Origin of the sequence: Streptomyces cahuitamycinicus (genome assembly GCF_002891435.1) — a bacterium.
Taxonomy (GTDB): Bacteria; Actinomycetota; Actinomycetes; order Streptomycetales; family Streptomycetaceae; genus Streptomyces; species Streptomyces cahuitamycinicus.
The window spans coordinates 70,877-85,130 of the sequence record NZ_POUC01000001.1 but is presented as its reverse complement, the minus strand read 5'-3'; the positions used below and the strand labels follow the sequence as shown (position 1 = coordinate 85,130).

The window sequence follows — 14,254 nt, the reverse complement described above, 5'->3', positions numbered from 1 at the left end:
ACGCGAAGGAAGGGAGACAAGAACAAGTGTCGCTTTTAGAGGAAGATCCGTACGTCGGTAACCACTGCGAGTCGACCACCCTCGTCAACTTGTTGCGGCAGCGAGAGATCGACTTGTCGGAGTCACTCGTCTTCGGGCTCGCCGGTGGTTTGTCATTCATCTACTGGCGGACGAAGCAGATGCCGACACCGTTCGTCGGTGGCCGCATCAAGCCCGACACACTGTCCGAAAACCTCGCGACTGCGCTGAACCTGCGCCTGTCCGTGCACGAGACGTCGTCGGTGAACCGGGCGCGGGAACACCTGCTGGCCGAGCTTGATTCCGGAACGGTCGTCGGTCTCAAGCTCGACCGCTACTTCCTCGACTACTCCACCGACGACTTCCGGTTCGCGGCCCACTATGTAGCCTGCGTCGGGTACGACGACGACCGTTTCGCCCTGGTCGAGACGCAGCCGCTCGGTCTGCAATGGGCCTCCGGCGAATCCCTCGCGACCGCGCGAAACGCCCGGGGACCGATGAGTTCGCGCAATCGCGCCTTCACGATGGATATCCCGAAGGGCGGCCTTCCCGACCTGGGTGAAGCCGCCCGTAAAGGCGTCAAATCGGCGGCGGAGAAGTTCTTGAATCCGCCGATCTCCAACTTCGGATTCAAAGGAATGCACAAAGTCGCCGACCTGATGCCGCAGTGGCTCGACGACCTCGACTCTCCCGCCGACAGCCTTCCCGAGATCTGCACGATCATGGAGGATGCCGGGACCGGTGGTGGCCTGTTCCGCATGATGTGGGCGGAATTCCTGGCGGAGACCGCCGAAATCACCGGCACCGGCGAGTTCCATAAGATCTCGGACGCCTACCGAGAAGTGTCGAAGAAGTGGACCGAGGTGGCCGGACTTCTGAAAGAGGCGGGAGAAGCGTCGTCGCGGGAATCCCTCCACAGCGCGTCGAAGATCGTGCATGAGGCAGCCGACAAGGAACAGCGCTTGATGCACCGCCTCATGGAACTGTCGAGCTGACCGGAGCCCGGACCCCTGTTCTCCGTGTGCTTCACGACGGTGACCCGCCGGCACTCGAGCGCGGGCCGGCACTCACCCTGAGGAGCCCTGCGTGGAGCTCCGGGGATGTCCCAGGCCCGCGTCCCGCGCCAGGGCCGCCGCCTCGGTGCGTGACCGGGCGTGCAGTTTGGCCAGAACGTCGCTGACCCCGTTGCGGATGGTCTTCTCGGAGAGGCGCAGGCGGCGGGCGATGGATGCGTTGTCCAGGCCGGGGGAGATCAGGTCGAGCGTCTCTCGTTCCCGGTCGGTGAGGTGAGGTGAGGTGAGGTGAGGGAAGGGGAGATCGAGCGGCGGGCGGCACGGAGAAGTGGGACAGGACCCCTCCCGGTCCTCCGAACCGGGCACTGTCAGTGGTGGCTGCGAGGGTGAACGCATGGACCGTGATGAAGAGCAGTTGCTGCGCGGCCGGGTCTACGGCCACGACCACGACGACCCCGACCCGGGCCCGCGCCGCGGGCAGACATACGCCGAACTGGTGGGCGGGCCGCTGGACGGACTGCTGCTGGACATCACGAGTTGGCGGGCGGAGGAGTTCGACGAAGGAGCGGCTCTGCCCACCGAGCTGGGACGGTTCCCCGGCGGCCGGGCACTGTACGAGCCGGTGCCCGGCGGCTCCCGCACACCCGGTCCGGGGGTGAGCTGCCGCTTCCACCACTCCGGGGACACGCCCTGACGTGCGCTCCGACCACGAGCCGGACCACGCAGGCCAGGGCGGCCCTACCGCCCTGCCGGCCCTTCGGCTACAGCCTGTCCCGGTCAGGCACCCGGTGACGCACGCACGCGGTCGGCCTCGCGGCCGGGCGGGTACCCGCCCGGCCGCGAAGCGCGTACCCGCCCGGTGCGACGCAGCTGCTAGAAGGTGAGGTTCCAGGCGTCGATCCGCCCCGTGTCCTGCGAGGCGATGTCGCGGACGCGCAGTTTCCATGTACCGGACGCGGTCTCCGACGAGGCGTCGACGGTGTACGTCTTGACCACGTTGTCCGCGCCGTCGCCGTTGGCGAAGTCCTCGAGGGAGTAGACCGATCCGTCGGGGGCGACGAGGGACAGCACCAGGTCGCCGCGGTACGTGTGCTTGACGTCCACGCCGACCTTCAGCGCGGCCGGGGCGTTGCCCGTCACGCCGGTCACGGTGATCGGTGAGTCGACCGTGGCGTTGTCGGCGACCGTGACGTCGGTGGTGTTCTCGAAGTAGCGGCCGGGCTGCGGCCCGGTGCCACCGACGGCCTTCAGCGCGTCGACCTGGCCCTCCCCGAAGAAGGCGTTCTTGGCAGTGGTGCCGGTGCAGCGGCTGTCGGACGGGCACGCCGTGTCCGTGGCCTGGACTCCCAGCCGCGCGCGGAGATCGGCGGGGGTGGCGGCCGGGTCTGCACTCTTCAGAAGCGCGGCGACACCGGCCACATGCGGTGAGGCCATCGAGGTGCCGTTCATGTTCCCGTACTTGCCACCGGGGAGCGTGGAGTAGACGCCGGAGGCGCCGTCACCGCCCGGGGCCGCCACGTCGATGACGTCCCGGCCGAAGTTGGAGTAGGACGCCCTGATGTTCCCGTTGCCCATCGCCGCGACGGTCACGACGCCCGGCAGTTCCGTCGGGATGTCGACGCAGGCGTTCGTGATGGTGCGGTTGACGGGGGTGGAGTCGTTCGGGCTGGAGCTGTCGGTGCGCTTGTTCGCCAGGTCGTAGTTGGAGTTGCCCGCTGCGGCGACCTGGAGGGAGCCCTTGCCCTCCGCGTACTCCTGCGCCCGGCGCACACCCTCGATGATGGCGGCCTGGTCGGGATCGTCGGGGCAGTTGAACATCCACGGGTCGGTGTAGTAGCTGTTGTTGGTGACGTCGAAGCCGCGGTCACCGGCCCACATGAACCCGCAGATGGTGTTCTCGGCGAAGAACATGCTGGTGCTCGGCTCGGCGATGCGCACGGAGGCGATCTTCACGCCCGGCGCGACGCCGACCACTCCCTTGCCGTTCTTCGCGGCCGCGACGGTTCCCGCGACGTGTGTGCCGTGGGTGCCGACGTCACGCCAGGCACCGGCGCGGGTGTCGGCCTTGCCGTAGGCGCAGGAGACGGAGTCCGCCGCGTCGAAGTTGGGCGCGATGTCCTGGTGCCGTTCGTCCACTCCGGTGTCGAGAACACCCACCGTGACGGCAGGCGAGCCGGTGCTTACGGCCCAGGCCTTGTCGGCGTTGATCCTGGTCATGTCCCACCGCGCGGTCTCGGTGAGCGTGGTGGGCGACTGTGCGGGAGCACCCGGCAGGGTGGGGGAGTAGGCGTCCGCGGGAACGTCTGAGGTGCGCGTCGCGCCCACCTTCTGCACGCCCGCGACGGAGCGCATCGCGGTGGCGAAGTCGGCGGAGGAGGAGTGCGCGACCACCACACCGATCGTGTCGTAGTGCGCGAAGACCGAACCGCCGTTCGCCGTCACGGCGTTGCGTGCGGCCGAGGTGTCACCGGGAGCGGTGATGACGAGGTAGGAGCGGGTGCCGGCGGCCCATCCGGCGGCGGTCTGGGCGAGTGTGGCGGCGCGGGCCGTGGCCGGGCCCGACGGAAGGCCGGTGTCGACGTCGGCCGCGCCGGCGGGCGTGGCCAGCGCGAGGGCGGCTCCGACCGCGGCGACGGACAGCAGCGGCCGTCTGAGACGGCGCTGGGATATGCGGGGGGTTGTCACAGCATCCTCCGAGAGCCCGGGGCATGGGGGCGCCGACCGGGCCGTGGGCTGAATGGGTCGACGCAAGATCTCAGATGAGGGCATGACAAGGGAAGGGTTGGCGGCGCATCAATCACCCCACCCGGACAAGTAGTTGACGCCGCTCCGGATTGATCAAGGACACGCAGGGCACGACGTCCCGAACAGCGCCGGGCCTTCGGCCCTCCTGAGCACGGCGGTCCGCAGGCGTGCCGGGCACCACAAGCCGGCTCTGCCCCACCGCACGAAGCCTCCACCGCACGAAGCCTCCACCGCACGAAGCCTCCACCGCACGGAGCCTCCCACCGGACGGCGGCGACAGCCGGTGGGAAGCCGTCGCCGCCGACCGCGGGCAGGCGCTCGCGTCGGCAGGCGCAGGAGCGCGTCAGCGCTTCGTGTAGATGAAGCCCAGCTTGTCGACCTCGCCCCCGGCCCGCCCGTGGAACCCGGCGATCTGCCATCCCGACGGCGCTGTGCGCGTCACGCAGTCGGACGTGGTGCTCCCGCCGGACAGACTCCTGCCGAGGTTCGTGGTGAACCTGGCGGAGAAGATCCGCGTCCGGCCGTCCTTCTGGCCCCGGCACAACTGGGCGGAAGCGACGTACTCCCCGCTTCCCAGATCCAGAGACGACGCCGTGCCGCCGGTTCCGCCGTGACTGAGGACCTTGCCGTTGCCGAGCGTCATGCCGACGCCGTCGACGCGGGTGCCGCTGCGCAGCGAGAGGCTGACCGGGCGGGCACCCGCGGGTACGGCGTCGATGTCGGTGTAGTGGTCGCCGTGGGGCCCGCCGAACTGTTCGCTGAGCTGGAAGTCCGCGGCGCGCGACCAGGAGAAGTCCACCTTGATCGGGTCGTGGTCGGACAGCATGAGCCCGTCGTCGGTGAGGAACCTGGAGTGCTCGTTGTTGTAGGAGGTGGCGTTGAGTGACACGAGTTTGCTGTCGCGGTACAGGACCTTGTCCACGACTTCGCAGGTATTGGGCACGGTTGGGCCGGTCTGGTCGCAGACCAGGGCGTCGCTGCCCTTGGCGGGCGGTGTGCCGCCGCGGATGAGCTGGACCCAGGGGTCGGTCAGACCGTTGGCGGCGGCGAACTCGGCGATGGTGTCGCCGGAGCGCGTGTAGCGGGTGTTGGTGTCGCCCATGACGACGACCGCGTTCCCGGCCGAGTGGGTCTTGATGAAAGCCGTCAGCTGGTTGAGGTTGTCCGCCCGCGAGGCCAGGTCGCCGGGGTTCGTGCCGGCGTTGGTGTGCAGGTTGTAGAAGTCCACGTACACGCCCTCGGCGAGACGCTGACGGATGAACGTGAACCCCTTGGGCGTGAGGCAGTCACCGGAGTCGAACTGGCAGGACTTCCAGCGCACCCGCTCGAAGTCGTCGGTGTCGTACGGGAGCTTCGACAGGGTGTTGAGACCGCTGCCGATGCCCGCGCCCCCGCTGGTGGGGGTGCGGTAGGCGTGGGCCGTGTCGCCGGCGTAGAGAAAGGCGTGGTAGTTGAAGTCCTCCTGGACGTTGACCACGTCGTACGGCGCGATCCGCCGGCCGATTTCCGTGGTGGCGGGTTCGCGGGGGGTGGGTGCGCTGGAGATGCTCTCCGGCAGGCCCGCGACGTTGTAGGCGAGGACGCTGAAGGATCCGGACGCGGGGTCGGCGGCAGCGGCGGGGGACGTGTTCGTGATGAACCCGCCGATCGCGGCTGACGCCACCACGATGGAGGCTAGAAGTCGGCGCATGAACCGGAGCTCCTGACAACGGGGGGTGGAGGGCCGGAACTTACCGGTGGTAACCCGCTGTCGTGCATGGCTGGCGCAAGCGAGACCGAATCTTGACCGACGAGTCTGGACCAGGCCCACGGGAGGCCCGTGATCCATACCCGGCCCGTCCCGGCCCCGGAGCGATGCTGCGCGTTGTTGGCCGACGCAGGTTCCCGCAGCCGAGCGCTCGGGGGGGCCTCACTGCGGACGTGAGCGGAGTACGGAACAACAGCACCTGGTTGCCCGTTGAACGAACCGTGGGTGGGATGGGACGGTGTCCCCGGGCCTCACCATTCGCCCACAGGAACGATCGTTCGGCTGAAGCCCTGTGGAGCCATTCGCCGCGAGGCGACCGCCCTCCGTGCCCACCTCCGCACCGCCCCGGCCGTGATTCCCCCGTCCGGTCGGGGCTCCTCTCACTTCTCCAGCACGAAGACCGGTTTGTGGCCGGCGCGGCCGGAGGTCAGCACGTCGGGGATCTCGTCCCAGCCGTAGATCCCACTGGTGACCAGCTCCGGGTGGAGGGTGCCCGCGGCCACCGCCTCCAGGGTCGGCGTCATGTTCGGCCGCGCGTGGCCCTTGCCGTTGTGGAAGTGGACTCCGCGCTGGTACAGCGCGAGCATGGGTAGCTGGACGTCGTCGAAGTAGATGCCGACGCTGTTGACGTGGCCCTCCGGCATGACCGACAGCAGTGCCTTGCGCAGCCGTTCGGGGTTACAGCTGGCGTCCACGGCGAGGTGGAAGTCCTTTTCGCGTTTGCCGTGGATGTTGTGAACCTCCGCGCCGAGCTGCTCGGCGACCTTCATCCTGACCGGATCGTCGTCGTAGTAGACGGTGCGGGCGCCGGCACTGTGGACCGCGACGTCGACGCAGTACAGGCCGATGGAGCCGGTTCCACCGAAGACCGCGATCTTCGGGTCGGAGATCCCGGCCACGGTCGGCATCACCGTCTCCCAGCCGAGGGCGAGATTGTCGCCGATCGAGGCCAGGTGCACGGGGTCGACCCCGGCGGGCAGTCTGGCGAGGTTGAAGTCCGCGTAGGGGACGCGGATGAGTTCGTCGAACGTCCCGCCCCATGCCCCGTTCACGGGCAGGCCGTACTGGGCGTCGCCGTGGAGGAGACAGCGGGCGGGGTGTCCGAGCCTGCACTGCGCGCAGGTGCCGCACGCGATGTGCCATGCGACGCCGACGACGTCACCGACCGCGACGTCCGTGCAGTCGGGGCCGACCTCGGCCACCGTGCCCACACACTCGTGGCCGATGGGGAACGGGCCGAATCCGGAGAACGGCGTCTTGTCGTCGATGACATGGTGGTCGAGATCGCACGTCGTCGCCGCGAGCGGCCGCACGAGCGCGTCCGTGCCCTCGACGATGGTGGGGGCGTCGACCTCGTCGAAGCGCAGCTGCCCGGGCGCGACGAACATCAGACTGTTCATGGGAAAGCTCCTCGGTTGCATGGGGTCCCCGGACCGGGCCGACCGGTGTCGCCCGTCGGCCCCGTCTCGTGGTCGGTCAGACGGCGCCGGCGTCCCGGTCGCCGGCGGGCAGGGCGTCCAGGAAGACCATGTCCGGGGGCCCGGCCAGTGCCCGCGCCAGGGCGATACCGATCTCGCGCATGGCGGCGCCCTTCATGTGCGCGCCCAGCGCCTCGCGTGAGGCCCACTTCTCGATCACGACGAACTCGCCGGTCGTGCCTGACTTGCGGTGCAGCGCGTAGAGCAGGCACCCGGGTTCGGCGTGCACCGCGGGCAGCGCCGCCGTCAACGTCTTCTCGATCAGCTCTTCTTGACCCGGCTTCGCGACCATCGTCGCCACCAGGACCACCGGCTCGGACATGGGTACACCTCTCTCGATATGACACTCGTTATAATCATGTCAGATGTGCGGGCCGCTGGTCACAGCGACTGGTCGCATCTCGGTTCGGCGGCCGATGCGCCATCGGCGCCTCTTCAGTCCAGGGCAGCGAAGGCGGCATTGACGTACTGGTACGTGCGGTCGCTGCCGAGCAGCCCGGTGCCCATGCTGTTCATGACGTACGAGATCGCTGCCCGGCGTTCGGTGTCGATCACCACCACCGATCCACCCCACCCGGTCCAGAAACAAATCCGTCCCGGTGGGAGATACGGCACCGCCGGGGACGGCAGTCCGAACCCGATGCCGAAGCGCAGGTGCGCTCCGAGCACGAAGTCCGGCCCGTCCGTCTGCCGGCGGAAAATGAGGTCGATGGTGCGCGGCGACAGCAGGCGCACGCCGTCGAGCGTCCCGCCGCAGGCGATGACGGAGTGAATCCTGGCGAGCGACCGGGCGTTGCCATGGCCGCTCGCCGCGCCGATCTCGGCGCGACGCCACTCGGGACGCCACGACTCCTCGGCACCCCCCAGGGGACCGGTGAAGGTCTTCATCGCCACACCGTCCGGATCGGCGCCGGCGAGATCACTCGACCGGAACGGCGGCGGTACGACATCGGCGACCCTGCCGAACTCGGAGTCCCGCAGGCCGATGTGGAAGTCGGCGCCGAGCGGACCGGCGATGTCCTCGGCGACGAACCGGCCCAGGCTGCGCCCGTCGACCCGCCGGACCAACTCGCCCACCAGATGCCCGTAGTTCAGCAGGTGGTACCCGGACGCCGTGCCCGGGGCCCACCACGGCGCCTGCTCGGCCAGCCGGGCCGTCGACGTCGGCACGTCGCAGACGTGCGCGACGGTCACCGGCCGGTCCCACCCCGAGACGCCGGAGCTGTGCGACAGCAGGTGCCGGACCAGCACGCCCTCCTTGCCGCGCGCGGCGAACTCCGGCCAGTACCGGGCCACCGGGGCGTCGACGTCGAGCAGCTCACGCTCGACCAGGAGCAGTGCCGCCAGGGACGTGACCGTCTTCGTGCACGACCAGACGTTGGTGATCGTGTCGCGCCGCCACGACGTCGTACGGCCCTGGTCGGCCCACCCACCCCACAGGTCGACCACCGGCTCTCCGTCGACCGTGACCGCGATCGAGGCGCCGAGTTCGTCGCCCGCGTCCAGGTTCTCGGACAGTCGCGCGGCCACCTCCGCGAAACGCTCGTCGTACACTCCGTCCAGATCCGCCATGGTCAGCCTCCCGGCCGGGTGTCGTCGCCGGCCGGCCGCACCGATGCGCGAGGCACGCCGTGCAACTCGCGGCCGAGGCTCGCACGTGCGATGTCGAGGGTGTCCAGCAGATACGTCTGGTGCATCCGCCACGGGGTGCGGTGGCCCTGCCGGGGGAAGCCCTGGACGCCCCGCTGGACGTAGCCGGACGCCAGCTCGATCATGGGCTGCTCCCGGACGCCACGCTCCGCGGGCGGGGTGACCGCGGCGAGGTCCGCGCGGCGCATGTGATTGAGGATGCGGCACAGCAGCCGCGCCGTGAGATCCGCCCGCATGGTCCAGGACAGGTTGACGTAGCCGAAGCAGAGCGCGAAGTTCGGCACGTCGCTGAGCATGGTGCCCCGCCACAGCAGGTGACGTGAGGGCTCGACCGGCTCGCCGTCGACGCTCACCGCGACGTGGCCGAACGCCAGCATGCGCAGCCCGGTCGCCGTCACCACGATGTCGGCCGGCAACACTCTGCCCGACCGCAGCCGCACGCCCTCCGCGACGAAGCGGTCGATGTGATCGGTGACCACCTCGACCTCCTCGCGCTTGATCGCCTTGAACAGGTCCGCGTCGGCCGTGATGCACACCCTCTGGTCCCACGGCGCGTACGACGGGGTGAAGTGCTCGCGCACCGCCTCCTCGCCGATCCGTCGCGTGGCGGCCTTGGTCAGCAGCGTCCGCGCGCGGTCCGGGAAGCGCCGGCAGTAGTGGTAGAAGCCGTTGGAGAAGGCGGCGTTGCGTGCCCTGATGACCCGGTGCGCCGGCCCGGCGGGCAGCCGCCGTCGGACGCGGGCGGCGAACCGGTCGCGCAGCGGCAACGCGCTGATCCAGGTCGGTGTGCGCTGCAGCATGGTCACCTTGGCCGCGTCGCGGGCCATCGCGGGGACGATGGTGATCGCGGTGGCGCCGCTGCCGATCACGACGACACGCTTGTCCGTGTGCTCGAGCCCCTCGGGCCAGAACTGCGGACGCACCACCGTCCCGGCGAAGGACTCGATGCCCGGGAACTGCGGGTCGTGCCCGCGCTCGTAGTCGTAGTAGCCGGTGCACAGGTAGAGGAACGAGCAGGTCACGGTGGACCGCCGCGGCCCGTCCTCACCCCCGTGCTGCTCGACGGTCACACTCCAACGGGCCGTCTCGCCGGACCAGTCGGCCGCGACCACCTTCGTGGCGCTGTGGATGTGGCGGTCGATGCCGAACCGTTCCACGGTGCGCCGCAGGTAGTCGAGGATCTCGTCCCCGTCGGCCATGGAGTTCTCACCGGTCCAGGGCTGGAAAGGAAAACTGAGCGAGTAGATGTCGGAGTCCGCACGGACTCCCGGATACCGGAACAGATCCCACGTCCCGCCCAGGGACTCGCGGGCCTCCAGCACGGCGTACGAGCGATCGGGGCACTGTGACTGCACTCGGAACGCGGCGTCGATCCCGGAGATGCCCGCGCCGACGATCAGTACGTCGACATGACCGGGCAGTGAGGCGGGGCGGGGGGTACTGGTCATGGCACCCGAGTATGGAAGCGCCCCGAAGACGCCGCTTTGCCCTGGGCGACAAATTTAACTCCGCGCGACATGCGATGCGGTGGATGCGCACCTGGCGTCACGGCGAACCTGTGTCGGGGTCCTGCCGAACCAGCGGCGCGCCGCACGCGTGAGGGCAGCCTGTCCGGCCAGCTCCACCAGTGACGCGATCTGGGAGAACGGCATGTCGGTCCCCGTCAGCAGCCGGTGCGCCGCGTTCTTGCGGACGTCGTCCACGATCGCCTGGAACGAGGTGCCCTCCTGCGCGAGTCGGCGCTGCAACGTGCGCGGGTGCATGTGCAGCCACTTGGCGATCAGATCGATCCGCGCCGGGACCGTGCCCAGGGCGCGGTTGACCGCCGACCGCACCGTGGTCACGACGCTCTCACGCGGATCGGTGTAGTGCGCCTCCAGGTACTCCACGACCATCCGCCGCAGTTCGGGATTGACCGGCGTCGACATCGGCTGTGCGAAGAGCTTCGTGGGCACCCGCAGCAGGGCGCGACCGGTGTCGAAGCGGACCGGCGCGCCGAAGAAGTCGGTGTACACCGACTCGTCCGCGAGCGGGGGATGGGGCAGGTGGACCCCGAGCAGCTCGTACCCCCCGCTCATGGTGATGAGATTGCGGTGCAGCAGCCCCAGACCGGCGTCGATCGTCTGCGGCTCGTACGGGATGTCCGGATGCAGCATCCGGTATTCGACGGCCCCCACCCCCGCGTAGTGTTCGGGATCCTGCGTCCGCGACAGACGAATGCCCTGGTTGTGCACGTACAGGAACCGCGACGCGCAGTCCAGCCCCTCTCCGACGGTGTCGCAGTTCCCCACCGCCAGAGCCAGCGGGCCGAGCATCGACATGTCCTGGTACGCCGCCAGGCGCAGCCGAGATCCGGGCAGTTGAATCTCCTCGTGGCCCTTCGCAGGATCCGCCCTGCCGTCACCGTCGGCAACAGGCCTTGCTCGGAGTTCAGATCGGAGGGCGAAACACCGAACTCGGCCAGTAGCGCCTCCCCGTCGCCACCGAGGTCGTCGATCAGACGATCGATGCCGCGGATCGCGGCGGCCCGGATCTCCGTCTGCATGCGTCAACCGTTTCGTCGGGGCCGGAGTCGCGCGTACGACCTTCCAGCGCTGGGTGCGCTGTCATGCCTCTTCCTCGAGGCCGGGGAACAGTGCGCGGGTCCGGTCGGGGTCGGGGGTGATGAAGACAGCGTCCGCTGTGACCAGGTCTGTGGAAGGGTCCGCCTGGGTGGTGATGGTCCCGGCCGCGAAGATCTTGCGCTTGTCCGTGCCGGTGACGCGTCCGACGATGCGCAGGGGTGTCTCCAGCGGGATGGGCTGGTGGTAGCGCATCTGGAGGGAGACGGTCAGACCGGGCGTTCCGGCGGCGGTGCAGGCCTGGCCCATGAGTTCGTCCAGGAGCATGGCGCTCATGCCGCCGTGGCCGTAGCCGGGCGGGCCTTCGTGGGCGATGCCCAGCGTGCAGTGACCGATCAGGCCGTCATCGGTGGGCGTGATGCGCACGGGCGGGGCCAGCGGGCTGCCTGCTCCGACAACGGGGCTGTACATCCTTGGTCCCCCGGGGAACCCGTCCACTTCGGGGATCTCCGTTCGGGCGCGCCGTCGCCCGGTCAGCTGGCCGGTGACGTGACGGACGCCGTCCGCCACGCGGTGGAGGGTGTCGGCCGAGGCGGCGGTGCGGACCGTGGCTTCCACCAAGGCGCGCAGTTCGTGTCCCAGGCGGGTGATGGCCGCCTGCTGCTGCTCCAGGTGCTCGGCTCCCGCAGCTGCGGGCGGTTCGGCGAGGGGTATGTGCATCGGGCTTCTCCGGGCGTGGGGGGCGAGGTCCGGGTGGTGTGGTCAGCCGTCCGCCCGGACGAGGACGGGCTTGAGGGACGTTTGTCGGTCCGTCTCGATGACGCGGCAGGGTTGTGAAGTCGCTGAAGGAGACGATGGCGTAGGCTATGACAATCGTTATAGCAAAGTTCGGGAGGGGTTCCGGGTGAGCGAGTCCAGTCCGTCGGCGCGCGATCGGATCGTGGCGGGTGCGGCAGACATGATCAGTAGGCGTGGTCTGAACGCGACGAGCATTCGCGAGACGGCCAAGCACGCCAGGGCGCCGCTGGGTTCGACGTACCACTACTTCCCCGAGGGCAAGCAGCAGTTGGTCACCGAGGCCGTGCGCTACACCGGCGAGTGGACCGCGCGCAGCCTGCGCAAGGAGTTGCAGGCCGGTCCGGTCGCCGGTCTGCAGGCCTTCCTCGCTCTGTGGCGCAAGATCGTCGTCGACAGCGATTTCCGGGCCGGTTGCCCCGTCCTCGCGGTCTCCATCGAGGAGCCGGCCGCCGGCCGGACGTCCGCCGCCCTCGCGGCGGCCGCCGACGTCTTCACCACATGGGAGGGACTGCTCGCCGACTCCCTGCGTGAGCACGGTGCCGAGCCTGAGCGGGCGGCGAACCTCGCGACGCTCATCGTCGCGGCCGTCGAGGGAACGGTGGCCATGTGCCGTGCCAAGCGCAGCACCGAGCCCCTCGATCGCACCGCCGAGCAGTTGCGGACGCTCATCCTCGCCGCGGTCGAGGACTGACCCGGGCTCGCGCTCGACAGCCCGGAGTTCAGGCGCCCAGTGCGGCACGGACCGCCATGACCCGCTCCTCCGTGAACACTCCGCTCTGAAGCAGCGGCAGGATCGACAGCACACCGCCGGACGAGCCCCAGCTGCCCTCGTCGATCACCCGGAAGTTGACCCACCAGCCCGGGGCCGGCTTGTCGAGACCGCAGGCCGCCGCCAGCGCGGCCAGCACGCGCTCGATGACCTCGGCCCGCACCTCCGGCTGCCAGGCCGCGTCCATGACCGCGAGATCGATCACCATGACGTCGAGTCCGGGGTCGGCGTCCGCCAGTAGCTTGCCGCCGATGGCCATCATGTCCCGCTCGCGTTCGACGAAGTGCACCTGGAAACCGGGCCGCGCGGCCGGAGCGAACCGGCCCACCTCGGGCACCAGTACCGCGTCCGTCAGCGTCTCGGCCAGCTCTCGGCGCTGCGCCAGGCTCAGGCGCCCCTTGGGCGTGTTCACGGTGATGATGGTCACGGCGTCCTCCTATGACAGTCGTTATGAACGGCAGTGTACCCGCCTCTATAACGACTGTCATAGGGATGGGCCGCCAAGGGGGTGGTGCGCGGCAGGCCAATGACTGGAAGGCCGGCTGGGACGCAGGCGTCAGTCGCTGATCACGGGGCTGCGGTGGAGCCACTCGCTGCCGTGTGCCGCCTGGTGCATGAAGGCGGCCACGTCCGCGCGGCTGATGGTCGGGTTGCCCTTCATCGGCAAACGGTCATCCGCGCTGTACGTGCCCTTGGCGGGTCCGTGGGTCAGCCGGGTCGGGTAGACCACGGTCCAGTCCAGCCCGCTGGAGCGGATGCGGTCGTCCGCGATCCGCTTGTCCGCGTAGATCGACCGCAGCAGGGTGCGGAAGATCGTCTTCTGGGCGGCGCTCGACCGGTCGAACGTCTCACCGACGCCGAACGACGACAGCCACACCAGGCGGGAGATACCCGCTTCCTTGGCCGCGCCGATCACTGCCGCCGAAGCCTGCGTGAAGAGGCCGTCGGCGCGCACCGAGCTGCCTCTGCCGAGCGCGGAGACGATCGCGTCCTGCCCGGCCGCGGCGGCGACGATGTCGCGGTGCGAGGTGGCGTCGCCGGTGAACGGCGTGACCTTCTCGGTCAGGTCGCCCAGAGCCGATGGGTCGCGTACGAGGGTTGTGACCGAGTCGCCGGACCGCAGGGCCAGGTCGACGACATGGCGACCCGTGGGCCCGGTCGCACCGAGGATGAGCAGTTTCATGGCAAGGGGATCTTCCGTGAGCGGGCGGGGGCCGGGGTGGCGTACGTCTGTGGCGTCGGCGGCCGCAGGTGTACCGCGACGACAGGCAGCCGAACCGGATAGCTGTCCGTTACCGCGAAGGTAGCGGACATGTGTCCGGTTAGCAAGGCGGGATTCCGGTATGGCGGGGACGGAAGTATCCCGGCGCCTCCGGCCTTCCTGCGGCTCCGGCCGCTCCTTTCCGGCCTGCCTCCCAGATCCTTGCCCGACCGGACAGCAGCCTGCCGGCTTCCCCTGCCGGGGTCCGCTCACG

Annotated in this window: 14 protein-coding genes and 1 pseudogene; 3 read left to right on the top strand and 12 right to left on the bottom strand. The window is 69.5% G+C overall.

Features of this window, described 5'->3' with window-relative positions; all coding sequences use genetic code 11:
• Positions 1–26 precede the first annotated feature (26 nt).
• Positions 27–1,013, top strand: a complete 987-nt coding sequence (locus C1J00_RS00400) for a BtrH N-terminal domain-containing protein (RefSeq protein ID WP_102907022.1) — start codon at positions 27–29, stop codon at positions 1,011–1,013.
• 72 nt (positions 1,014–1,085) lie between these two features.
• On the opposite strand, the gene C1J00_RS00395 is transcribed toward C1J00_RS00400, so the two are convergent.
• Positions 1,086–1,427: a response regulator transcription factor gene (locus tag C1J00_RS00395; RefSeq protein WP_245936109.1), complete on the bottom strand. Its 342-nt coding sequence runs from the start codon at positions 1,425–1,427 to the stop codon at positions 1,086–1,088.
• On the opposite strand from C1J00_RS00395, the gene C1J00_RS00390 reads away from it, so the two are divergent.
• Entirely contained in the window at positions 1,426–1,725 is a 300-nt protein-coding gene (locus C1J00_RS00390; protein WP_102907021.1) for a hypothetical protein, read from the top strand. The genes C1J00_RS00395 and C1J00_RS00390 overlap by 2 nt on opposite strands.
• Positions 1,726–1,904: 179 nt before the next feature.
• On the opposite strand, the gene C1J00_RS00385 is transcribed toward C1J00_RS00390, so the two are convergent.
• From C1J00_RS00385 to C1J00_RS00350, 9 genes and pseudogenes are all read right to left on the bottom strand, one after another.
• Positions 1,905–3,716, bottom strand: coding sequence for a S8 family peptidase (locus C1J00_RS00385; protein ID WP_245936108.1), 1,812 nt, complete (start codon positions 3,714–3,716; stop codon positions 1,905–1,907).
• Positions 3,717–4,119: 403 nt separating this feature from the next.
• Positions 4,120–5,466 (bottom strand): jacalin-like lectin, encoded by a 1,347-nt coding sequence (locus C1J00_RS00380; RefSeq protein WP_102907020.1) that lies wholly within the window; start codon positions 5,464–5,466, stop codon positions 4,120–4,122.
• 437 nt (positions 5,467–5,903) lie between these two features.
• Positions 5,904–6,923 carry a zinc-dependent alcohol dehydrogenase gene (locus C1J00_RS00375; RefSeq protein ID WP_102907019.1) on the bottom strand — a complete coding sequence of 340 codons (1,020 nt, stop codon included), beginning with the start codon at positions 6,921–6,923 and terminating at the stop codon, positions 5,904–5,906.
• A gap of 76 nt (positions 6,924–6,999) precedes the next feature.
• Entirely contained in the window at positions 7,000–7,323 is a 324-nt protein-coding gene (locus C1J00_RS00370) for a putative quinol monooxygenase (RefSeq protein WP_102907018.1), read from the bottom strand.
• A 113-nt stretch (positions 7,324–7,436) separates the two neighbouring features.
• Positions 7,437–8,573, bottom strand: a complete 1,137-nt coding sequence (locus C1J00_RS00365; RefSeq protein ID WP_102907017.1) for a serine hydrolase domain-containing protein — start codon at positions 8,571–8,573, stop codon at positions 7,437–7,439.
• A gap of 2 nt (positions 8,574–8,575) precedes the next feature.
• The gene (locus C1J00_RS00360) at positions 8,576–10,099 is read right to left on the bottom strand and encodes a flavin-containing monooxygenase (RefSeq protein ID WP_102907016.1); all 1,524 of its coding nucleotides are present in this window, start codon (positions 10,097–10,099) and stop codon (positions 8,576–8,578) included.
• Positions 10,100–10,153: 54 nt separating this feature from the next.
• Positions 10,154–10,414, bottom strand: a complete 261-nt coding sequence (locus C1J00_RS46185) for a helix-turn-helix domain-containing protein (RefSeq protein WP_245936112.1) — start codon at positions 10,412–10,414, stop codon at positions 10,154–10,156.
• A gap of 222 nt (positions 10,415–10,636) precedes the next feature.
• Positions 10,637–11,196 (bottom strand): annotated as a pseudogene (locus C1J00_RS46180) (AraC family transcriptional regulator ligand-binding domain-containing protein); the annotation flags it as partial.
• A gap of 61 nt (positions 11,197–11,257) precedes the next feature.
• Positions 11,258–11,932: a PaaI family thioesterase gene (locus C1J00_RS00350; RefSeq protein ID WP_102907015.1), complete on the bottom strand. Its 675-nt coding sequence runs from the start codon at positions 11,930–11,932 to the stop codon at positions 11,258–11,260.
• Between the two features lie 184 nt (positions 11,933–12,116).
• On the opposite strand from C1J00_RS00350, the gene C1J00_RS00345 reads away from it, so the two are divergent.
• Positions 12,117–12,701 carry a TetR/AcrR family transcriptional regulator gene (locus C1J00_RS00345; RefSeq protein ID WP_281262735.1) on the top strand — a complete coding sequence of 195 codons (585 nt, stop codon included), beginning with the start codon at positions 12,117–12,119 and terminating at the stop codon, positions 12,699–12,701.
• Positions 12,702–12,729: 28 nt separating this feature from the next.
• On the opposite strand, the gene C1J00_RS00340 is transcribed toward C1J00_RS00345, so the two are convergent.
• Positions 12,730–13,206, bottom strand: coding sequence for a tautomerase family protein (locus C1J00_RS00340; RefSeq protein WP_102907013.1), 477 nt, complete (start codon positions 13,204–13,206; stop codon positions 12,730–12,732).
• 129 nt (positions 13,207–13,335) lie between these two features.
• Positions 13,336–13,962, bottom strand: coding sequence for an NAD(P)-dependent oxidoreductase (locus tag C1J00_RS00335; RefSeq protein ID WP_102907012.1), 627 nt, complete (start codon positions 13,960–13,962; stop codon positions 13,336–13,338).
• Between the last annotated feature and the right edge of the window lie 292 nt (positions 13,963–14,254).

Coding starts and splice junctions, on each gene's coding strand:
- C1J00_RS00390 (WP_102907021.1), top strand. CDS start 1,426: ATGGACCGTGATGAAGAGCAGTTGCTGCGCGGCCGGGTCTACGGCCAC.
- C1J00_RS00395 (WP_245936109.1), bottom strand. CDS start 1,427: ATGCGTTCACCCTCGCAGCCACCACTGACAGTGCCCGGTTCGGAGGAC.
- C1J00_RS00380 (WP_102907020.1), bottom strand. CDS start 5,466: ATGCGCCGACTTCTAGCCTCCATCGTGGTGGCGTCAGCCGCGATCGGC.
- C1J00_RS00375 (WP_102907019.1), bottom strand. CDS start 6,923: ATGAACAGTCTGATGTTCGTCGCGCCCGGGCAGCTGCGCTTCGACGAG.
- C1J00_RS00370 (WP_102907018.1), bottom strand. CDS start 7,323: ATGTCCGAGCCGGTGGTCCTGGTGGCGACGATGGTCGCGAAGCCGGGT.
- C1J00_RS00365 (WP_102907017.1), bottom strand. CDS start 8,573: ATGGCGGATCTGGACGGAGTGTACGACGAGCGTTTCGCGGAGGTGGCC.
- C1J00_RS00360 (WP_102907016.1), bottom strand. CDS start 10,099: ATGACCAGTACCCCCCGCCCCGCCTCACTGCCCGGTCATGTCGACGTA.
- C1J00_RS46185 (WP_245936112.1), bottom strand. CDS start 10,414: ATGCACCCGCGCACGTTGCAGCGCCGACTCGCGCAGGAGGGCACCTCG.
- C1J00_RS00350 (WP_102907015.1), bottom strand. CDS start 11,932: ATGCACATACCCCTCGCCGAACCGCCCGCAGCTGCGGGAGCCGAGCAC.
- C1J00_RS00335 (WP_102907012.1), bottom strand. CDS start 13,962: ATGAAACTGCTCATCCTCGGTGCGACCGGGCCCACGGGTCGCCATGTC.